The sequence below is a fragment of the Janibacter terrae genome, assembly GCF_039636765.1.
GTDB lineage: Bacteria > Actinomycetota > Actinomycetes > Actinomycetales > Dermatophilaceae > Janibacter > Janibacter terrae.
Genome location: NZ_CP144167.1, coordinates 1,661,946 through 1,681,681, shown reverse-complemented (window position 1 = coordinate 1,681,681; position 19,736 = coordinate 1,661,946). Strand labels below are relative to the sequence as shown.

The following is a 19,736-nucleotide window of genomic DNA, read 5'->3' as shown; positions in this document are numbered from 1 at the left end:
TCAAGCCTAGGTGCCGCGCGCGAGCAGCTCGACCAGGTGCACGCCCGTGCGCTCGGACAGGTCGGCGATCTGCGTCTGGCAGGAGAAGCCGTCGGCGAGCACGACCGCGTCGGGCGAGGCCGCCTCGATGGCCGGCAGCAGCTGCTGCTCGGCGACCTTGACCGACACCTCGTAGTGGCCGAGCTCGACGCCGAAGTTGCCGGCGAGGCCGCAGCAGCCGCCGAGGCGCGTCACGCTCGCGCCGGTGCGGGCGAGCAGCGCCTCGTCGGCGGCCCAGCTCATCACCGCGTGGTGGTGGCAGTGCGGCTGCGCGACGACCTCGGTGCCGGTGAGGTCGGGGGCGGCCCAGCGGCCCTCGTCGATGGCCACGGCGAGCAGCTCGGCGACCGTGCGCACTCCCCCGGCCACCTGCCGCGCCGCGCCGGAGTCGACGAGCCGCGGCAGGTCGTGGCGCAGGGCTGCGGTGCAGCTCGGCTCGATGCCGAGGACCGGGATCCCGGCGGCGACGACGGGGGCGAGGACGTGGGCGGCGTCGGCGAGGGTCTTCTTCGCCGCGTCGAGCTGGCCGGTGGAGATGAAGGTCAGGCCGCAGCACAGCGCCTCCGCCGGGACGAAGGGGGTGAACCCCGCCTCCCGCAGCAGCGCCACCGTGGACCGCCCGACCTGGGGCGAGAAGTGGTCGGTGAAGGAGTCGACGAAGATCGCGACCGGGTGGTCGGTGCCGGCGGCCTGCGCGGCGGAGGCGATCATCCCTTCGCCCTGCGCCCACGTGCGGAAGGTCTGCCGCGCGAAGCTCGGGATGCTCCGGCGCGGGTCGACCCCGGCCGCGGGCAGGGTGATCCGCTTCAGCCCCGGCAACGAGGTCATCGCGTTGACGAGCCGCGGTGCCCGCGAGGCCAGTCGGGCCATCTGCGGCAGGCGACCCAGCGAGTAGTGGCTGCGCGGACGCAACCGGCCCCGGTAGGTCTGGTGCAGCGCCTCGGACTTGTAGGTCGCCATGTCGACACCGGTCGGGCAGTCGCTCGAGCAGCCCTTGCACGACAGGCACAGGTCGAGGGCGTCGTGGACCTCCGGCGCGGCCCACCCGCCGGTGATCGTCGTGCCGTTGAGCATCTCCTGCAGGGCGCGGGCGCGGCCGCGGGTGGAGTCCTTCTCCTCCCCCGTCGCGAGGTAGCTCGGGCACATGACGGTGCTCGAGGTGCCCGCGGCACGGCACTTGCCGACGCCGGTGCAGCGGTGCACGGCTTGGCCGAAGTCACCGCCGTCCTCGGGGTAGCCGAAGGCCAGCGGCACGGCGACGCGCCGGGCGGCGGGGATGCGCAGGTCGGCCTCGACGGGCGCGGGGTCGACGAGCACGCCGGGGTTGAGCAGGTTGTCGGGGTCGAAGGCGTGCTTGACGGCCCCGAAGAGGGCCATCGTCTCCGGGCGGTACATGCGCGGCAGCAGGGCCGAGCGGGCCCGCCCGTCCCCGTGCTCACCGGAGAGCGAGCCGCCGTGGGCCGCGACGAGGTCGGCGGCCTCCTCGACGAGCCGGCGGTAGCGCTCGGTCGCGTCGGGGGCGGTGAGGTCGATGTCGAGCCGGATGTGCAGGCAGCCGTCGCCGAAGTGGCCGTACGGCAGGCCCTGGACGTCGTGCTCCTCGAGCAGCGCGTCGAAGGCACGCAGGTAGTCACCGAGCCGCGCCGGCGGGACCGCGGCGTCCTCCCAGCCGGCGTGGGCCGGCCGGTCCCGCTGCGAGCGCGCCGAGAGACCGGCACCGTCCTCGCGGATCTTCCACAGCGCCCGGGCGTGGGCGGGGTCGGTGACGACCAGGGAGTCGGTGCTCGCGATCTCGCGGCAGACCCGCTCCGCGGCGGCGCGGGCGGTCGCGGCGTCCTCACCGGGCACCTCGACGAGCATCCACGCGGCCCCCCGTGGCAGGTCGGGCACGGCGCGCGGCCCGCGTCGGGTGCGCACGACGTCGACGATGCGCGAGTCGATCCCCTCGGCCGCGACGGCACCCAGGCCCTTGAGCAGGTGGGCGACGTCACCGGCGGCGTAGATGTCCTCGAAGCCCAGGACCGCGAGGCAGGTGGCCGGCGGGTCGGTGACGAGGCGCACGCGCGCCTGCGTCACGATCGCCAGCGTGCCCTCGGAGCCGACGAGCATGCGGCCGATGTCGCGGCCGCGCTCTGGCGCGAGGTGCTCGAGCGCGTAGCCGGAGACCTGCCGGCCGAAGGTGGCGAACTCCGTGCGCAGGGTCCCGAGGTGGTCGTCGGCCAGGCGCGTCAGCTCGCCGACGAGGGCGTCGTCACCCGTGAGCGAAGGGGGGCCCCCCGCCACCGAGGTGGTCGCGGACAGCCGTCGGCCCGCGGCGGTGAGCAGGTCCATGGCCACGACGTTGTCGCTCGTGCGGCCGTACCCGAGCGCCCGGTTGCCGCAGGCGTTGTTGCCGATCATCCCGCCGATCGTGCACCGGGTGTGGCTGCTGGGGTCGGGACCGAAGCGCAGGCCGACCTCACGAGCGCGGGCCTGCAGCGTGGCGTGCACCGTGCCCGCCTCGACGAGGGCGGTGGCGCTGTCCCGGTCGACCTCGAGCACCCGGCCCAGGTGACGGGCGGTGTCGATGACGATGCCCGGCCCCACCGCGTTGCCGGCGCACGAGGTGCCCGCGCCTCGGGCGGTGATCGGCACCCCGAGCCCGCGGGCCACCTCGAGGGTGGCGTCGATCTCGTCGGTGTGCCGCGGGAAGACGACCGCACGCGGCGGCACCCGGTAGAGGCCGGCGTCCGTGGCGTACATGCCCACGGTGAGCGCGTCGTCGCGGGCGTCGGCGATGCCGGCGTGACGCAGGGCCCGGGTCAGCTCGGAGGAGGTCGCGGTCATGGCGCGATTGTCCCCCTTCGTCCCGCCGTGCCGTCGACGGGTCCGCGCTGCGGGCTCAGCCCCGGCCGATGAACCAGGGCACGACGACGAGGACGAAGAAGAGGAGGGCGACGAGTCCGGCCCCGCCCAGGACGTACCGCGACCGGGCCGACGGGCTCCATCCGTCATCCGGCACGACGGCGAACCCGAGGCCGTACGCCACGGCCACGAGCCCGACGATGACTGCCCCGAGCTCGATCGACATGTCCCTGCTCCCCCGCTGGACCGTGGTGACCCGGTCAGCCTGCCACGGACGGGCCGACGTGTGCCAGAGGCGGGTCAGCCGCTCACCATGTCCTGCTTGCCGGCCCCGAGCACGGTGAGGGGGAGCAGTGTCTTGCCGGTGGGGCCGATCTCGATGTCGGTGCCCATCTGCGGGCAGACGCCGCAGTCGAAGCACGGGGTCCAGCGGCAGTCCTCGACCTCGGTCTCGTCGACCGCGTCGAGCCAGTCCTGCCACAGCCACTCCTTGTCGAGGCCGGAGTCGATGTGGTCCCAGGGCAGGACCTCGGCCTCCTCGCGCTCGCGGGTGGTGTACCAGGCGACGTCGACGCCGGTGCCCGCCAACGCGGTCTGCGCCGCGGTCATCCAGCGGTCGTAGGAGAAGTGCTCGCTCCAGCCGTCGAAGCGGCCACCCTCGCGCCAGACCTGCTCGATGACCCGGCCCACGCGGCGGTCGCCGCGCGAGAGCAGTCCCTCGACGATGCCGGGCTTGCCGTCGTGGTAGCGGAAGCCGATCGAGCGGCCGTAGCGCTTGTCGGAGCGGATCGCCTCACGCAGCTTGTGCAGGCGCGCGTCGGTCTCCTCCGCGCCGAGCTGGCCGGCCCACTGGAAGGGGGTGTGCGGCTTGGGCACGAAGCCGCCGATGGAGACGGTGCAGCGGATGTCGTTGTGGCCGGCGACCTGGCGGCCGGTCTCGATGACCCGCTTGGCGACCTCGGCGATCTGGAGGACGTCGTCGTCGGTCTCGGTCGGCAGGCCGCACATGAAGTAGAGCTTGACCTGCCGCCAGCCGGCGCCGTACGCCGCCGAGACGGTGCGGATGAGGTCCTCCTCGGTCACCATCTTGTTGATGACCTTGCGGATCCGCTCGGAGCCGCCCTCGGGGGCGAAGGTCAGCCCGGAGCGGCGACCGTTGCGGGTCAGCTCGTTGGCCAGGTCGATGTTGAAGGCGTCGACGCGGGTGCTCGGCAGCGACAGGCCCGTGTTGGTGCCCTCGTAGCGGTCGGCCAGGCCCTTGGCGATGTCCCCGATCTCGCTGTGGTCGGCGCTGCTCAGGGAGAGCAGGCCGACCTCCTCGAAGCCGGTCGCCGCCAGGCCCGCCTCGACCATCTCGCCGATGCCGGTGATCGAGCGCTCGCGCACGGGGCGGGTGATCATGCCGGCCTGGCAGAAGCGGCAGCCGCGGGTGCAGCCGCGGAAGATCTCGACGCTCATCCGCTCGTGGACGGACTCGGCGAGCGGGACGAGCGGCTTCTTGGGGTAGGGCCACGCGTCGAGGTCCATGACGGTGTGCTTGTCCACGCGCCAGGGCACGCCGGACTCGGCGGGCACGACGCGCTGGATGCGCCCGTCGGGCAGGTAGTGGACGTCGTAGAAGGCCGGGACGTAGACGCCACCGGTCGCGGCGAGGCGCCTCAGGACCTCGATGCGGCCGCCCGGGCGGCCCTGGGCCTTCCACTCCCCGATGATGTCGGTCGCGGTGAGCACCGCCTCCTCGCCGTCACCGATGATGGCGGCGTCGATGAAGTCGGCGACCGGCTCGGGGTTGAAGGAGGCGTGGCCGCCCATGACGACGATCGGGTGCTCGTCGGTGCGGTCGGCGGCGTGCAGCGGGATGCCGGCGAGGTCGAGCGCCGTGAGCACGTTGGTGTAGCCGAGCTCGGTGGACAGGCTCAGGCCGAGGACGTCGAAGTCACCCACGGGGCGGTGCCCGTCGACGGTGAACTGCGGCAGGCCGGCGTCGCGGAGCAGGGCCTCCATGTCGGGCCACACGGCGTAGGTGCGCTCGGCCAGCGCGTCGGGGCGCTCGTTGAGCACCTCGTAGAGGATCATGACGCCCTGGTTGGGCACGCCGACCTCGTACGCGTCGGGGTACATGAGGGCCCACCGCACCGTCAGGTCCTCGCCCTGGGGCCCGTGGCCACCGACGTCCCAGTCCTTGACGGTCGAGTTGAGCTCGCCCCCGACGTACTGGATGGGCTTGCTGACCTGCTCGAGCAGGGGCTCGAGGGCAGGGAAGATCGACTCACCGGACATGGGACAAGGGTAGGTCCGGTGCGCGGGGTACCCAAACGCCGCGCACCGGACCCCGCTGTCAGCTCGGGTACATCTCCTCGATGTCGCCCTTGAACTTCTCCGCGACGACCTTGCGGCGCAGCTTCAGGCTGGGGGTCAGCTCGCCGTCCTCGACGGTGAGGTCCCGGCCCAGGATGTGGAACTTCTTGATCTGCTCGTGCCGGTTGAGCCCTGCGTTGAGCTGGTCGACGTAGCCCTGGACCATCTCGCGCGCCTGCAGCGAGGAGACGATCTCGGTGTAGCTCGCGCCCTCGAGCCCGTTGGCCTCCGCCCACGGCTTGATGGCCTCCTCGTCGAGGGTGATGAGAGCCGTGACGAACTGCCGGCTCTCACCGTGGACGAGCAGCTGCCCGACGTAGGGGCACAGCCCCTTGAAGGTCGACTCGATGAGCGAGGGCGCCACGTACTTGCCGTTGCTCGTCTTGAACAGGTCCTTCTTGCGGTCGGTGACCTTGACGAACCCGTCGGCGTCGATCTCGCCGATGTCCCCGGAGTGGAACCACCCGTCCTCGGAGAGCACCTCGGCGGTGGCCTCGGGGTTGTTGTGGTAGCCCTCCATGACGTGCTCGCCGCGGATGAGGATCTCTCCGTCCTCGGCGATCTTGATGTCCGTCTGCGGCGTGGGCCAGCCGACGGAGCCGACCCGCAGGGCGTAGGGCCGGTTGACCGTCGCGGCCGCCGAGGTCTCGGTGAGGCCGTAGCCCTCGAGGATCGGCAGGCCGGCGCCGTTGAACCAGTGGGCGATGTCCTGGTTGAGGGCCGCGGAGCCGGAGATGAAGAACCGGACGCGGCCGCCGAAGCGCTCACGCACCTTGCCGAAGACGAGCTTGTCGCCGATCGTGTGCTTCAGGCCCAGGAGCAGCCCGGGCCGGCGGTTGTCGGACAGCGTCCGCGAGTACTCCCGGGCGGCCTCGGAGGCGAAGGCGAAGATCTTGGCCTTCGCTCCCCCTTCCTCCTCCATCCCGAGCGAGATGCGGCCGTAGACCTTCTCGAAGATGCGCGGGGCCGCGGCCATGAAGGTCGGGCGGACCTCACCGAGGTTGTCGACGATCTTGTCGATCCGGCCGTCGACGGCCGTCTGCATGCCGACGTCGGTGCTGATGAGCAGCAGCACCTTGGCGAAGACGTGCGACAGGGGCAGCCACAGGTAGTGGACGTCGTCCTCGGAGAGCATCCCGGTCGCCCGGGTGGCCGCGCCCTGGTAGGTCCACGTCGCGTGCCGCAGGCGCACGCCCTTGGGCCGCCCGGTGGTGCCGGAGGTGTAGATGATCGTGGCGAGCGAGCTCGGCCCGGTGCCGTCGATGCGGGAGTCGACGACCCCCGGCTCCGAGGCGAGGAGCGCGCGGCCGCGCTCCTCGACGTCCTCGAGGGAGACGACCCAGTCGTCGAGGTCGACGCCCTCGGTGTCCATGACGACGACCGTCGTGACCCCCGGGATCGCGTCGCGGACCTCGCGCAGCTTGGCCACCTGCTCGGCGTCCTCGGCGACGACGACCTTGGACCCGGAGTCATCGGTGATGAAGGCGACGTCGTCGCTGATCGACGTCGGGTAGATCGTCGTCGTGGCGGCACCGGCGGCCATGATCGCGTAGTCCGCGAGGACCCACTCGATGCGGGTGCTCGAGGCCAGCGCGACCCGGTCCTCGGGCTGGATCCCGAGGTCGACGAGTCCGGCGGCCAGGGTCCACACCCGTTCCCCCAGCTGGGCCCAGGTCAGCTCGTCCCAGGCGATGCCGGCGGGGTAGGAGTAGGCGATGTTGTCGGGCGTGTCGGCGATGCGCTGCCGGAGCAGGTGGCCGACGGATGGAGCACGGTCCTCGAAGACGCTGGCGTCGAAGACCTCGTCGGAGGCGCGGGTGGGGCGAGGGTCGGGCACGTGAGTCCACTCCTTCGTGGGCTGCGGGTGATGCGCGCATCATCCCCCACGGAAGGCTCGGCTGTCACCGGGTGGTCCACAAGGTGACCGATCGGTAATGAACGCCCCGGGGGCCCTCGTGGCTCACCGCGACCACGAGCCCCATCGCGGCCCAGCAGGCGAACATCGAGGACCCGCCGTACGAGAGGAAGGGCAGCGGCAGGCCGGTGACGGGCAGCAGCCCGAGGTTCATCCCGATGTTCTCCACCGACTGCACGGCGAACCAGGCCGCGACCGCCCAGCAGACGAGCCGCACGAAGGGGTCATCGGTCCGGGTCCCGGCGAGGGCGACGCGGGCGACGACGAGCCCGAGCAGGACGACGACGAAGGCCGCGCCGACGAAGCCGAGCTCCTCCCCCGCGACGGAGAAGACGAAGTCGGTCTCCTGGAAGGGGATCGCGCCGGACCCGGTGAGCTCGCCGGCGTGCAGCCCCTGCCCGCCCCAGCCGCCACCCGCGATCGCGGCCCGCACCTGCTGCGTCTGGTAGCCGATCCCGAGCGGGTCGGCCGACGGGTCGAGGAAGGCGGTGAGCCGGTCGCGCTGGTACGGGCTGAGGAGGGGCGTGGTGAAGGCAGCGGTCACCGCCGTCACGACGGCGACGAGGACACCGACGAGCCAGGGCCACGCGGCGCCGGAGACGACGAGCACCCCGAGCGCGAGGGCCACGAGGACCAGCGCGGACCCGAGGTCGGGCTGGGCCATGACGAGCAGCACCGGGACGGCGGTGACGACGCCGGCGAGCAGGACCTCACGGGGACGTGGCCGCTGGCGGCGCTCGGCGGCCGGCGCGAGCAGCATGGGTAGGGCGACGCACAGCCCGACCTTGGCCAGCTCGCTCGGTTGGATCGAGAACCCGCCGGGCAGCTGGATCCACGAGCGCGAGCCGTTGATCTCGGACCCGAGCGGGGTGAGCACGAGCGCCAGCCCGAGGATGCCCACGGCGTAGACGAAGGGGGCGAGCGCCCGCAGCACCGCGCGGTCGAGCCGGAGCACCAGGAGCGCCAGGACGAGCCCGATGCCCAGGTTGAGCAGGTGCCGCACGAGGTAGACCGACCCGGCCTCCGCACGGGTCGCCGAGTGGACGAGCAGCGCACCGAGCCCGGAGGCGGTGAGGGCGGCCGCGACGAGGACGAGGTCGGACCGCAGCAGCCGGTGCACGGACTAGGCGGGTGCGGACGGCGGTAGGCCGAGGACCGCCCGGGTCTGCCGGACGTCGTCGGCCATGGCCTCGAGGAGCTCGTCGATGGTGTCGAAGCGCAGGGTCGGGCGCACGTGCCCGACGAAGTCGACCGCGACCTGCTCACCGTAGAGGTCGAGGTCCGTGCGGTCGAGGACGTAGGACTCGACGACGCGCACCTGCCCGTCGAAGGTCGGGTTGGTCCCGACCGAGATCGCCGCGGGCAGGCGCCGGTCGGTGCCGTCGGTGTCGAGGTCGAGCCGGGTGAGCCACCCGGCGTAGACACCGTCGGCGGGGATGAGCCCGAGGCTGTCGGTGCCGAGGTTGGCGGTCGGGTAGCCGAGCTCGCGGCCGCGGTGGTGGCCGTGGACGACGGTGCCGGTCACGCGGTGCGGCCGACCGAGGATCGCGGCGGCGTCCTCGACCTCGCCGATGGCGAGGTGGTTGCGCACCGCCGAGGAGGACCACCGCGCGGTGTCCCCCTGGTCCTCGATGACGACGACCTCGAAGCCGTGCTGCTCCCCCAGCTCGCGCAGGAGGTCCACGTCACCGGTGTACCCGGCACCGAAGCCGCGGGTGTCGGCGCCGACGACGAGGGCCTCGGCGTGCAGCCCGGTGACGAAGGTGTCGACGATGTAGTCCACGGCGCTCGTGCGGGCGAACTCGAGCGTGTACGGCAGCACGAGCAACCCGTCGACGCCCGCCTGCTCGAGCAGGTCGTCGCGCAGGACCCCGGGGGAGATGATCTGCGGGGCCCGCTCGGGGTGCATGACCTCCACCGGGTGCGGGTCGAACGTCACCGCCACGGCCGGCACGTCACGCGCGCGCGCCTGCCGGGCGAGCTCGTCGAGGATCGCGCGGTGCCCGCGGTGCACACCGTCGAAGTTGCCGAAGGTCGCCACGCACGGCCGCAGCTGCGGCGGGGTGGCACTCGGGGATGACCATTGCTGCACGGGCGACACTCTACGAACTGGCCGGCGCGAAGACGACGTGGGCACGCGCTGTGGCGCGACTCTCGTCCAGGACGGCCACGAGGACGCCCGCCGGGGAGAAGGCCGCGACGGGCTGCGAGCGGCCCGGCTCGGCGCTCTCGATGCGTTGCCCGTAGCCGAGGGCGCGGGCCTCGCCCTCGGTGAGCTCACGCGCCACGAGTGCCGCGCGGGCCGCCTCCTCCAGCGGGGTGAGCGGCATGATCGCGTCGTCGCCGCCCGCCTCGCGCAGCGCCGTCAGCGCGTCGAGCGAGTGGCCGTGCTCCAGCGTGAGCCCGCCGACGCGGGTGCGCCGCAGGGCCGTGAGATGGCCCCGGCTGCCGAGGTCCTCACCGAGGTCGCGGGCCAGCGCGCGCACGTAGGTCCCCGAGGAGACCTCGACGACGACGTCGACGTCGAGCACCGGGTGACCGTCGGCCTCGCCCTGGCGCACGTCGAGGACGTCGAAGCGCGAGACCGTCACCGGGCGGGCCGGGAGCTGCACGTCCTCGCCGGCGCGCACGCGGGCGTAGGAGCGCTCCCCCTTGACCTTGATCGCGCTCACCGAGCTCGGGACCTGCTCGATGTCGCCGGTGAGGCGCCCGACCGCCGCGTCGAGGGCGGCCCGGTCGATGCCGGCCACCTCGCCGACGCTCGTGACCTCCCCTTCGGCGTCATCGGTGACCGTCGCCTGGCCGAGGCGGATGGTCGCCGTGTACTCCTTGTCCGCGCCGACGAGGAAGGTGAGCAGCTTGGTGCCGCGACCGACCCCGAGGACGAGGACACCGGTGGCCATCGGGTCGAGGGTGCCCGCGTGGCCGACCTTCTTGGTCCGGTACAGCCGCCGGCACCGCGCGACGACGTCGTGGCTCGACCAGCCGGACGGCTTGTCGACGACGACCAGGCCCTCGCTCACGCCCGGGACGGAGGGGGCGTGTCCTCCCCTTCGCCGTCCTTGGAGCGGTAGGGGTCGGCCTCGCCGGCGGGGCGGGCGTCGCTGCGGGAACGCGCGAGGTCCGCGTCACGCTCGCGCGCGGAGCGCAGCAGGTCGTCGATGTGGGAGGCGTTCTCGGGGACTGCGTCCGGGATGATCTCGAGCGTCGGGGTCAGCCGGATGCCCAGCTGCTTGCCGACGAAGGAACGCAGCTTGCCGCGGTTGGCCTCGAGGACCGCCGCGCTGCGCTCGCGCTGCGCGTCGTCACCGAAGACGGTGTAGAAGACGGAGGCGTGCTGCAGGTCGCCGGTCACCCGCACGTCGGTGATCGTCACGAACCCGAGGTCGGGGTCCTTGACGACCTGCTGCAGGTTGGCCGCGATGAGCTCCTGGATGCGGTCGGCGATCTTGCGGGCGCGGGCCGGGTCGGCCATGGCACACCTCCGTGAGGGGCTGGGTGGGGACGGGTCCACGGTATGCGAACCACGGTCGATCAGTAGTACTGGTTGTCCACGAGGGAGGAGGCGATGCCCAGGAAGAACCAGAGCGCCACGAGGGCGAGGGCGAGGAGACCGAGGACGAGCCCGCTCACCAGGTACGGCTTGGCGTCGCTGCCGGGCTCGTGCCGCAGCTGGGTCAGGCCGACGCCACCGCAGGCGATCGCGGTGAGCGCCGGGATCCACCCGAGGAACCAGCAGCACGAGGCCGGGAGCGCGATGATGCCCGCGACGAGCGCGATGATCCCGAGCGTCCTGGTCGAGCCACCACCCCGCGGGGGGCCGCCCTGCGGGTAGGGCATCGGGGGCGGCGGTCCGTGCCCGCCGGGAGGCGGCGGCAGGGTCCCGTAGCCGGGGGGCGGAGGGGGCGTGCTCATGGTCCTCCTCGAGGTCGTGACGCGGTCGGTGTGCCCGGGAGACACGGACGCCCCCGGCCCGAGAGGGCCGAGGGCGTCACCGAGCGGTCTCTCAGGAGAGGTCGCTGTAGAAGTTCGCGTCGATCACACCGGTGGCGGTGAGGATCCACACGATGATGCCCAGGACGATGCCCAGGACACCGAGACCGAGGCCGACCTGCGCGAGGGTCTTCTTCTCGCCGGTCTTGTCGAACTCCTTGCCACCGAGGTAGCCGAGGACGACGGCCGCGATGGAGAAGACGAACCACGAGCAGCAGCACAGGCCGATGACGCCGGTGACGATCGAGATGATCGACATGATCTTGCCGTTGTTGCTCTGGCCCTGCTGCGGGAAGCCACCGCCCGGCGGGGGCGCCTGCGGGGGCATGCCGCCGGACGGCGAGCCGTAGCTCGGTGCGCCGGGGGGCGGGGGCGGGGTGGCGCCCGGGAAGGAGCCCGCCGGGGTGGAGCCGGAGGGGGTGGAGCCGGAGCCCTCGGAGGAGGGGTACGGGTTGCTCCCCGTGGGGTCGTAGGGCTGGTTGTCCCCGCTGCCGGGCGGAGGAGGTGGCGTCGTCATGTCGCTCCCCTGATAGATGTCATGCGGTCAGGCACACCCTAGTGTCCGGGCCCGGCCCGCCGCGGCATTGGGGCGGGCATGTCGGTGGGGAGGACTCCCCTGCTCCCAGCGGGCACGACGAAGGGGGGAGGTCCGGCTCTCGCCGGGCCTCCCCCCTTCGCTCGCACGGGCGAGGATCAGCTGCGGGGCTTCTCCTGCATCTCGTACGTGGTGATGAGGTCACCGTCCTGCACGTCGTTGAAGCTGCCGAGGTTGATGCCGCACTCGAAGCCCTCGCGGACCTCGGTGACGTCGTCCTTGAAGCGACGCAGACCGGTGAGCTCGAGGCCCTCGGTGACGACCACGCCGTTGCGGGTGATCCGCGCCTTGGAGCCGCGCTTGATGACGCCGCTGCGGACGATGGAACCGGCGATGTTGCCGAACTTGCTGGAGCGGAAGATCTCGCGGATCTCCGCCGAGCCGAGCTCGACCTCCTCGTACTCCGGCTTGAGCATGCCCTTGAGCGCCTGCTCGATCTCCTCGATGGCCTGGTAGATCACGCCGTAGTAGCGGATCTCCACGCCCTCGCGCTCGGCGACCTCGGCGTTCTGGCCCTCGGCGCGGACGTTGAAGCCGATGATGATCGCGTCCGAGGCCATGGCCAGGTTGATGTTGTTCAGCGTGATCGCGCCGACGCCACGGTCGATGATCCGCAGGTCCACGTCGTCGCCGACGTCGATCTGCAGGAGCGCATCCTCCAGGGCCTCGACGGAACCGGACACGTCACCCTTGAGGATGAGGTTGAGGGTGTCGATCTTGCCGGCCGCGATGACCTGGTCGAGGTCCTCGAGGCTGATCCGCTTGCGGGCCTTGGCCAGGCTGGCCTGACGGTCCGCCGCCTCACGCTTCTCGGCGATCTGGCGCGCGGTGCGGTCGTCCGGGGCCACCACGAAGGTGTCACCGGCGCGGGGCACGGACGACAGCCCGAGCACCTGCACGGGACGGGACGGGCCCGCCTCGTCGAGGTTGTTGCCGTGCTCGTCGAGCATGGCGCGGACGCGACCGAAGGCCGAGCCGGTGACGATCGCGTCACCGACGCGCAGCGTGCCGGACTGGACGAGGACGGTCGCGGTCGCACCGCGGCCCTTGTCGAGGTTGGCCTCGATCGCGACACCGCGGGCATCGCGCTCGGGGTTGGCCCGCATGTCCAGCTCGGCGTCGACCGTGAGCAGGACGGCGTCGAGCAGGGAGTCGATGTTCTGACCCTGCTTGGCGGAGACGTCGACGAACATCGTGTCGCCGCCGTACTCCTCGGCCACGAGGTTGTACTCGGTGAGCTGACCGCGGATCTTGGCCGGGTCGGCGCCCTCGACGTCGATCTTGTTGACCGCGACGACGATCGGCACGTCCGCAGCCTGGGCGTGGTTGAGCGCCTCGATGGTCTGCGGCATGACGCCGTCGTCGGCAGCGACCACGAGGACCGCGATGTCGGTGACCTTGGCACCACGGGCACGCATGGCGGTGAACGCCTCGTGACCCGGGGTGTCGATGAAGGTCAGCGCCCGCTCGACGCCCTCGTGCTCGGTGCGGATCTGGTAGGCACCGATGTGCTGGGTGATGCCACCGGTCTCCCCCGAGCCCACGTCGGCCTGGCGGATCGCGTCGAGCAGACGCGTCTTGCCGTGGTCGACGTGACCCATGACGGTGATGACCGGCGGACGAGCCACCAGGTCCTCGTCGTCCTCGTGCTCGAGGCCGATGTCGAGGTTCACGTTGTAGGCGTCGAAGAGCGCGCGCTCCTCCTCCTCGGGCGAGACCATCTGGATGTCGTAGCCGAGCTCGGCCCCGAGCAGCTGGAAGGTGACCTCGTCCAGGGACTGGGTCGCCGTGGCCATCTCGCCGAGGTTGAACAGCACGGTGACGAGCGACGCCGGGTTGGCGTTGATCTTGTCGGCGAAGTCGCTCATCGAGGCACCCTGACGGATGCGGATGACGGTCGTGCCGTCACCACGGGGGACGACCACACCGCCGATCGACGGCGCGGACATCTGCTCGAACTCGGCCCGCTTCGCGCGCTTGGACTTGCGCTGCTTGCTCCGGCCGCCACCGCGACCGAAGGCACCCTGGGTGCCGCCACGGCCACCGGGGCCACCGCGGTACCCACCGGGACCGCCGCCGCCGGGACGGGCGCCGGGGCCACCGGCCCCGGGACGACCGCGACCACCGGCGCCACCACGTCCACCGGGACGCTCACCCGGCCGCGGGACGGCCGAGCTGGCCGGCATCATGCCGGGCGACGGACGCGGACCACCGGGACGGGGACCAGCGGCACCCGCACCGGCACCGGCCGGACGAGGGCCACCGGCACCGGCACCCGCGGCGGGGCGCTGCCCACCGGGACGCTGGCCGCCGGGGCGCGGCATGCCCTGGCTGGAGGCGAAGGGGTTGTTGCCCGGGCGCGGGGCGCCGGAGCCACCCCCTTCGCGACGGGTGCCCATGCCCTGGCTGGAGGCGAAGGGGTTGTTGCCGGGACGCGGACCCGGACGACCGGCCGGCTTGGCCGGCGCGGGACGCGGGCCGGGAGCCGGGGCCTTGGGACCGGGGGTCGCCGCGGCCGGCTTGTCCTGCGTCGCGGGCTGCTCGGCGGTCGGGGCCGCCGGAGCTGCAGCGGCGGGAGCCTCCGCGGCCCTGGCCGCAGGTGCCTGGGGAGCCGCCGGAGCGGCAGGGGTCGGAGCAGCCGGCGCGGGTGTCGCGGGGGCAGGCGCCGCGGGTGCGGGACCGGGGGTGGGCGCCTTGGGACCCGGCGTCGCCGCCGGTGCCTTGGGGGCAGCCTGCTCAGGGGTGGTGGGGGCGGGAGCCTTGGGGCCGGGCTTCGCCGCGGGCTTGGCGGCCGCCTTCTTGGCGCCACCCTCGGTCGGCGGGGGGTTGTTCTTCACCCGGCGCACGACAGGCGCCTCGATCGTCGAGCTCGCAGACTTCACGAACTCCCCCATGTCACCCAGGTGGGCGAGGAGGGTCTTGCTGGAAACCCCGAGCTCCTTCGCGAGCTCGTGGACACGGACCTTGGCCACGTTTCTCCTTCTCTGGTCCGTACCGGAAGGAGGCGCGGACCGTCGTCAGTTGAGGTGAATGCTCATTGCTGAGTACTCATCGGGTGCTCATCAGCGTCAAACCCGCTCTCGGTGCTGAACTGTGTTGGTCATGACAGGTTGCTGCCCAGGTGCTCGAGCCAGCGGCGGACGGCGTCGGAGCCATCCACCCGGCGCCGGAAGGCGCGGGAGAAGGCCCGCCGCCGGACGGCGAGGTCCAAGCAGGCGATGTCGGCGTGGAGCCATGCCCCACGACCCGGCAGCCGCCGACGCGGGTCCGGCACGACCGTGGTGCGACCCAGGTCATCCGTCTCCACGACGATGCGCAGCAGGGTCGACCGGCTATCCCGTCCTCGACACCCGATGCAGGTCCGGATGGGACCCGCGACGGGTGGGCCGGACTGGAGTCCAGACCGATCGACCTCCATCAGTCTAGCCCCTGCCGCGTCCCGTCCGTCACCCGGCCGACGGACCGGGGGCGGAGGCGTCCCCGCTCGGGTCGGCCGCGGTGTCGGGACGGATGTCGATGCGCCAGCCGGTGAGCTTGGCCGCCAGCCGGGCGTTCTGGCCCTCCTTGCCGATGGCCAAGGAGAGCTGGTAGTCGGGGACGACGACGCGCGCCGAGCGCAGCCTCGGGTCGACGATCGTCACCGACTGCACCTTGGAGGGCGAGAGGGCAGCGGCGATGAACTTCTGCGGGTCCTCCGAGTAGTCGACGATGTCGATCTTCTCGCCCTGCAGGTGGGCCATGACCGCGCGGACGCGGGCACCCATGGCGCCGATGCACGCCCCCTTGGCGTTGAGGCCGGGGATCTTGGAGTGCACGGCGATCTTGGTGCGGTGGCCGGCCTCGCGGGCCAGCGCCGCGATCTCGACGGACCCGTCGGCGATCTCCGGGACCTCCATGGCGAAGAGCTTGCGCACGAGGTTGGGGTGGGTGCGCGAGAGACCGATCTCGGGTCCACGCATGCCGCGCTTCACCGAGACGACGTAGACGCGGATGCGGTCGCCGTGCTTGTAGACCTCGCCGGGGACCTGCTCGGCCGAAGGGAGGACGCCCTCCACCGTGCCGAAGTCGACCAGGACGTTGCGCGGGTTGGAGCTCTGCTGGATGACCCCGGCGACGATGTCGCCCTCGCGGCCGCGGAAGTCGCCCATGATCGCCTCGTCCTCGAGGTCGCGCATGCGCTGGGTGATGACCTGACGAGCGGTGGCGGCCGCGACCCGACCGAAGTTGTCGGGGGTGTCGTCGAACTCGGGCCCCAGCTCGCGCCGGGTGCGGGTACGCATGAGGGGGTTGCCCTCGTCGTCGACGGGGGCGGGCTCGCCCTCGACCGCCTCGACCGGGACCTCCTCCTCGAGGACGTGCTCCTCGCGGGCCCACACGACGACGTGCCCGTCCTTGCGACCGAGCTCGGCGCGCGCGTTCTTGTACGCGCCCTCGGTGCGGTGGTACGCGCCGAGGAGCGCCGCCTCGATGGCGTCGACGAGGATGTCGAAGGGGATCTCCCGCTCGCGCTCGAGAGCCTTCAGGGCGTGGATGTCGATGTCCATGTCAGTCCTTGTCGTCGTCGCCGTCGGGCGCGCTCGGTCGGGTGAACTCCACCTGGGCGACGCCCTTGGTGATGTCGGCGAAGGGGAAGTGCTCGGTGCGGGGCGCCTGCCGCTTGGTGCCGGCGAGGTGCAGCTCGACGCCGTCGGCCGTCGTCGCGAGGACGCGGCCGGTGACCGTGCCCTCGCTCCTGCCCTCGGCGAGCGTGAGCTCGACGAGGCGGCCGACGGTGCGGCGGAAGTGCATCGGCTCGGTGAGCGGTCGGTCCGTGCCGGGGGTGCTCACCTCGAGGGTGTACGGCTGGCTGCCCATGACGTCGGAGGTGTCCAGGGCATCGCTCACCAGACGGGTTGCATCGGCGATCTCGTCGAGGGTGAGCTGCTCCACCGGCGTGTCCCCGACCGCGTCGACGAGCGTCCGCTCGACGGTGATCCGGGCGACCCGGCGCTTGCCGGCGGGTGTCACGACCACCCCGGCCACGCTGAAGTCACCACCCAACGCGCCGGACACCTGGGTGTGGATGTCCTGGTCGAGAGCCATGGGAGTGCCTTCCGTGTGGAGTTGACGTGCTGGCCCGACACTCTAGTCATGATCCGCGCCCCGCGAGACATGCGAAGATCGACCGGTGCCCGTCCCGCCCAGCCGTCGTCTCGTGCTCGCCGGTGCCGCGACACTCGCCGCCGCCGTCGTGACCGGCTGCGGGGTGCGGCTCGAGGACGACGCGCCCGACCTCCCCTTCGTCCCGCGGCGGGAGCCGGTCCCCGCCGAGTCCGCGCTGCTCGCGGTCCTCGGGACCCTGCGTGACTCCGACGCCGAGCACGCCGCGGCCCGCGCCGAGCGGCTGCGGACGGCGCTCGAGGGGGCCCAGGTCCCGGCCACCGTGCTCGACGACGCGACCGCGCCGACGTCCGACGGCGAGACGGCCGCGGCCTTCGAGGCGGCGGTGCGCGAGTGCGCGCCCGGGATGCTGCGGCTCGTCGGGCAGCTCACGGCGACCCACCGCATCGCCACCCCCCTCGGCCGGAGGAGCGGGCTGTGGACGCCGGCCGGCACGCAGCCGTGGACCGCGGGCTCCGTCGCCGCGGATGTCCTCGCGGGCACCCGGGCCGCGGTCTACGCCCTCGACGTCATCGCCGCCAAGGCCACCGGCGCGGTCGCCGAGGACGCGCTGACCGCAGCCCGGGCCCTGCAGCGCCTGGAGATCCGGCAGACCACTGCGGCCGGCGAGCAGGCGGACGAGGTCACCCTCGGCTACGAGCGCCCCGCCGGCCTCACCGGGTCCAAGGCGCTGGAGTGGGGCAAGGACGCGTGCGAGCGGCTGCTCGCCGTCCACGCCGCGGGCTTCGACGGGCTCGCCGACGACCGCGACGCGGCCCTCGAGCTCGTGCAGTGGATGGTCGCGGCCGAGCGGATCTCCCGACCGCGGTTCGGCCGGCCGGTCCCCGAGCTCTACGGCGACGCCCAGCCCACGACGTGAGGGTCGCGGACGCGGCGGCGCTCGTCCCGTCGGCCTTCGTCACGCACGTCTCCTCGCTCGAGGCCGACGGAGGTCCCTCGGGCGCCGACTGGGTGGCCGCCCTCCCCCACCTGGTCGCCGACGTGCTCGACGCGTGGGACCTGGCCGTCGACGGGCCGGCGATGACCGGCCGCTGCGCGCTCGTGCTGCCCGTGCGCGGGCCCGAGGGGCGCGCCGTGCTCAAGCTCGGCTGGCCGCACACGGACGCCGACGGCGAGCACCTGGCGCTGCGGACGTGGGACGGTCGCGGGGCCGTGCGGCTGCTGCGGGCCGACCCGCGCCGTTCGGTCCTGCTGCTCGAACGCCTCACGACCGAGGACCTCACGGGGGTGTGGGACGAGGAAGCCGTGGCGGTCGTCGCGGGTCTCTACGCGGACCTGCACGTCGCTCCCCTGCCGCAGCTGCCGCAGCTCGAGCCGTGGGTCCGGGAGGTCCTGTCGCGGCCGGCGGCCGCGGGGCTGCCGCGCAGGTACGTCGAGCAGGCGCGGGGCTCCCTTCGCGCGCTCTCGACGCTCGACGGGCACCGGCTCCTCCACGGCGACCTGCACTACGGCAACGTGCTGTCCGACGGCACCGACTGGGTCGCGATCGACCCCGAGCCGGTCGTCGGGCACCCCGCCTGGGAGGTCGCTCCGCTGCTCTGCAACCGCTGGGCGGAGATGGGCACGGGCGCGTCGCTGCGCTGGTCCGTGCGACGCCGCGTGGAGGTCGTGTGCGACGTGGCCGGCCTGGACGAGGGACTCGTGCGCTCGGTGAGCGCGCTGCGCGAGCTGGTGGGCGCCGTCCGGGCGCTCGAGGACGGCGACGCCGAACGAGTGTCCCGGGCGGTCGCGCTCGTCAAGGCGCTCGGCGACTGAGCGAAGGGGGGCCGGGTCGCGGTCCCTGTCGTCCTGACGCGCACCTGTGTCACGCAATTTCGTCACACGGGTGGGACCAACGACGTCAACCCGGGGACAGACCGACGACGGCGCGCCCGGTCCACGGCTGCCGTCACCTTGCGCAGCACCACCATCGGGTCCGAGAGATCCGCCCAGACGAGCCTCACGACCTCGTACCCGAGCTCCCGCAGCCGGTCCTCCCGGACCTTCTCGGCCCGTAGGGCTCGAGGGTCCTGGTACTTGCCCATCCCGTCGACCTCGATGATGACGCCCTCGAGCTCCATCAGGAAGTCGAGCCGCGCCCAGACCTCGCCCCGCTCGTCACGCAGCTCGACCTGCGGCGTCGGCTGCGGGATGCCGGCGAGGTGGAAGGCCCACCGCGCCCGCGACTCGGCGGCCGACTCGATCCGTGGGTCGGCCAGCGCCACGACCCGAGCCGGCTCTCGGGACCACCTGTCCGGTCGAAGCAGCGTCATCGCGCCGACAAGGTCCTCCCGGGTCATCACCGCGCGGTGGAGAGCGTTGTCGGCGCTCACCAGCCCGGCCTCGGCCCCGAACTGCACCGCTACCTGGAGGCAGGCGGTGGCCGGGGTCACCGTCCGCACCGACCGATGCACCTCGATGAGCTCTGCGGGTACCTGCCGGTGCACGCGCAGGACGGCATCGGTGCGCCCCCTGCGACCATCGGTGTGCACCAGGTGCACCCGGTCGTCGACGCCGTGCACCGCGATCAGCCGGATGGCGAGGGCGCTGTGGTGGCTCAGGGCGCTGACGTCGTCGGGGCGGCTGCGGTAGACAGCGAGCGCGCGGAGACCGTGCCGGTCCCAAGGTGTGGCCGACCGCCACAGGTCCCCGTCGACGAAGGCCCCGCGACGGACCCTCACGAGCTGCCCCGAGCGCACCGCCGCGGTGATCTCCCTGCTGCTGACACCCTGGGCCAGCAGGGCGGTGGAGGTGGTGGTCCCGTGGGTACGCTCGAGCGCCACTGCGAGACGTGTGTCCATACGTCGATGGTGCTCCGGATCGCGGTCCGAGGTGGATGGTCATCCACAGGGC

17 protein-coding genes are annotated in these 19,736 nt (G+C 72.7%); 2 read left to right on the top strand and 15 right to left on the bottom strand.

Features of this window, described 5'->3' with window-relative positions; all coding sequences use genetic code 11:
• Positions 1-6: 6 nt before the first annotated feature.
• The 14 genes from V3C34_RS08300 to rimP form a co-directional block, all read right to left on the bottom strand.
• A complete protein-coding gene (locus V3C34_RS08300; RefSeq protein WP_346008513.1) occupies positions 7-2,865 on the bottom strand; it encodes an FAD-binding and (Fe-S)-binding domain-containing protein in 2,859 nt (952 codons plus the stop codon).
• A gap of 55 nt (positions 2,866-2,920) precedes the next feature.
• The gene (locus V3C34_RS08295; protein WP_338538375.1) at positions 2,921-3,109 is read right to left on the bottom strand and encodes a hypothetical protein; all 189 of its coding nucleotides are present in this window, start codon (positions 3,107-3,109) and stop codon (positions 2,921-2,923) included.
• A gap of 74 nt (positions 3,110-3,183) precedes the next feature.
• The gene (locus V3C34_RS08290; protein WP_346008512.1) at positions 3,184-5,163 is read right to left on the bottom strand and encodes a TIGR03960 family B12-binding radical SAM protein; all 1,980 of its coding nucleotides are present in this window, start codon (positions 5,161-5,163) and stop codon (positions 3,184-3,186) included.
• A 58-nt stretch (positions 5,164-5,221) separates the two neighbouring features.
• A complete protein-coding gene (locus V3C34_RS08285; protein ID WP_068325076.1) occupies positions 5,222-7,078 on the bottom strand; it encodes an AMP-dependent synthetase/ligase in 1,857 nt (618 codons plus the stop codon).
• Positions 7,079-7,142: 64 nt separating this feature from the next.
• Positions 7,143-8,276 (bottom strand): FtsW/RodA/SpoVE family cell cycle protein, encoded by a 1,134-nt coding sequence (locus V3C34_RS08280; protein WP_345912494.1) that lies wholly within the window; start codon positions 8,274-8,276, stop codon positions 7,143-7,145.
• Positions 8,277-8,279: 3 nt separating this feature from the next.
• Positions 8,280-9,248: a bifunctional riboflavin kinase/FAD synthetase gene (locus V3C34_RS08275; protein WP_345912493.1), complete on the bottom strand. Its 969-nt coding sequence runs from the start codon at positions 9,246-9,248 to the stop codon at positions 8,280-8,282.
• Positions 9,249-9,258: 10 nt separating this feature from the next.
• On the bottom strand, positions 9,259-10,179 hold the full coding sequence (truB, locus tag V3C34_RS08270) for a tRNA pseudouridine(55) synthase TruB (protein ID WP_345912492.1): 921 nt from the start codon (positions 10,177-10,179) through the stop codon (positions 9,259-9,261).
• Positions 10,176-10,631, bottom strand: a complete 456-nt coding sequence (gene rbfA, locus V3C34_RS08265) for a 30S ribosome-binding factor RbfA (RefSeq protein WP_345912491.1) — start codon at positions 10,629-10,631, stop codon at positions 10,176-10,178. Before rbfA ends, truB begins: the two co-directional genes overlap by 4 nt.
• A 59-nt stretch (positions 10,632-10,690) precedes the next feature.
• Complete coding sequence (locus V3C34_RS08260) at positions 10,691-11,071, bottom strand: hypothetical protein (protein ID WP_082807542.1); 381 nt, start codon at positions 11,069-11,071, stop codon at positions 10,691-10,693.
• Positions 11,072-11,162: 91 nt separating this feature from the next.
• Positions 11,163-11,666 (bottom strand): DUF4190 domain-containing protein, encoded by a 504-nt coding sequence (locus V3C34_RS08255; RefSeq protein WP_346008511.1) that lies wholly within the window; start codon positions 11,664-11,666, stop codon positions 11,163-11,165.
• 176 nt (positions 11,667-11,842) lie between these two features.
• The gene (gene infB / locus V3C34_RS08250) at positions 11,843-14,716 is read right to left on the bottom strand and encodes a translation initiation factor IF-2 (protein WP_346008510.1); all 2,874 of its coding nucleotides are present in this window, start codon (positions 14,714-14,716) and stop codon (positions 11,843-11,845) included.
• A gap of 128 nt (positions 14,717-14,844) precedes the next feature.
• Positions 14,845-15,162, bottom strand: a complete 318-nt coding sequence (locus V3C34_RS08245; protein ID WP_068325083.1) for a YlxR family protein — start codon at positions 15,160-15,162, stop codon at positions 14,845-14,847.
• Between the two features lie 28 nt (positions 15,163-15,190).
• Positions 15,191-16,288 (bottom strand): transcription termination factor NusA, encoded by a 1,098-nt coding sequence (gene nusA, locus V3C34_RS08240; RefSeq protein ID WP_068325084.1) that lies wholly within the window; start codon positions 16,286-16,288, stop codon positions 15,191-15,193.
• A gap of 1 nt (position 16,289) precedes the next feature.
• Positions 16,290-16,826, bottom strand: coding sequence for a ribosome maturation factor RimP (gene rimP / locus V3C34_RS08235; RefSeq protein ID WP_346008509.1), 537 nt, complete (start codon positions 16,824-16,826; stop codon positions 16,290-16,292).
• Positions 16,827-16,911: 85 nt separating this feature from the next.
• Between rimP and V3C34_RS08230 the strand changes: the two genes are divergently transcribed.
• Together V3C34_RS08230 and V3C34_RS08225 are read left to right on the top strand one after the other, a co-directional pair.
• Positions 16,912-17,763: a hypothetical protein gene (locus tag V3C34_RS08230; RefSeq protein ID WP_346008508.1), complete on the top strand. Its 852-nt coding sequence runs from the start codon at positions 16,912-16,914 to the stop codon at positions 17,761-17,763.
• Positions 17,760-18,659, top strand: a complete 900-nt coding sequence (locus tag V3C34_RS08225) for an aminoglycoside phosphotransferase family protein (protein WP_346008507.1) — start codon at positions 17,760-17,762, stop codon at positions 18,657-18,659. Before V3C34_RS08230 ends, V3C34_RS08225 begins: the two co-directional genes overlap by 4 nt.
• Positions 18,660-18,721: 62 nt before the next feature.
• On the opposite strand, the gene V3C34_RS08220 is transcribed toward V3C34_RS08225, so the two are convergent.
• Positions 18,722-19,684 (bottom strand): type IV toxin-antitoxin system AbiEi family antitoxin domain-containing protein, encoded by a 963-nt coding sequence (locus tag V3C34_RS08220; protein WP_169701918.1) that lies wholly within the window; start codon positions 19,682-19,684, stop codon positions 18,722-18,724.
• Positions 19,685-19,736 lie beyond the last annotated feature (52 nt).

Bases quoted from the DNA above. Each gene is read 5' to 3' on its own strand.
- V3C34_RS08300 (WP_346008513.1), bottom strand. From the start codon at position 2,865: ATGACCGCGACCTCCTCCGAGCTGACCCGGGCCCTGCGTCACGCCGGC.
- V3C34_RS08295 (WP_338538375.1), bottom strand. From the start codon at position 3,109: ATGTCGATCGAGCTCGGGGCAGTCATCGTCGGGCTCGTGGCCGTGGCG.
- V3C34_RS08290 (WP_346008512.1), bottom strand. From the start codon at position 5,163: ATGTCCGGTGAGTCGATCTTCCCTGCCCTCGAGCCCCTGCTCGAGCAG.
- rbfA (WP_345912491.1), bottom strand. From the start codon at position 10,631: ATGGCCGACCCGGCCCGCGCCCGCAAGATCGCCGACCGCATCCAGGAG.
- V3C34_RS08260 (WP_082807542.1), bottom strand. From the start codon at position 11,071: ATGAGCACGCCCCCTCCGCCCCCCGGCTACGGGACCCTGCCGCCGCCT.
- V3C34_RS08255 (WP_346008511.1), bottom strand. From the start codon at position 11,666: ATGACGACGCCACCTCCTCCGCCCGGCAGCGGGGACAACCAGCCCTAC.
- V3C34_RS08245 (WP_068325083.1), bottom strand. From the start codon at position 15,162: ATGGAGGTCGATCGGTCTGGACTCCAGTCCGGCCCACCCGTCGCGGGT.
- nusA (WP_068325084.1), bottom strand. From the start codon at position 16,288: ATGGACATCGACATCCACGCCCTGAAGGCTCTCGAGCGCGAGCGGGAG.
- rimP (WP_346008509.1), bottom strand. From the start codon at position 16,826: ATGGCTCTCGACCAGGACATCCACACCCAGGTGTCCGGCGCGTTGGGT.
- V3C34_RS08220 (WP_169701918.1), bottom strand. From the start codon at position 19,684: ATGGACACACGTCTCGCAGTGGCGCTCGAGCGTACCCACGGGACCACC.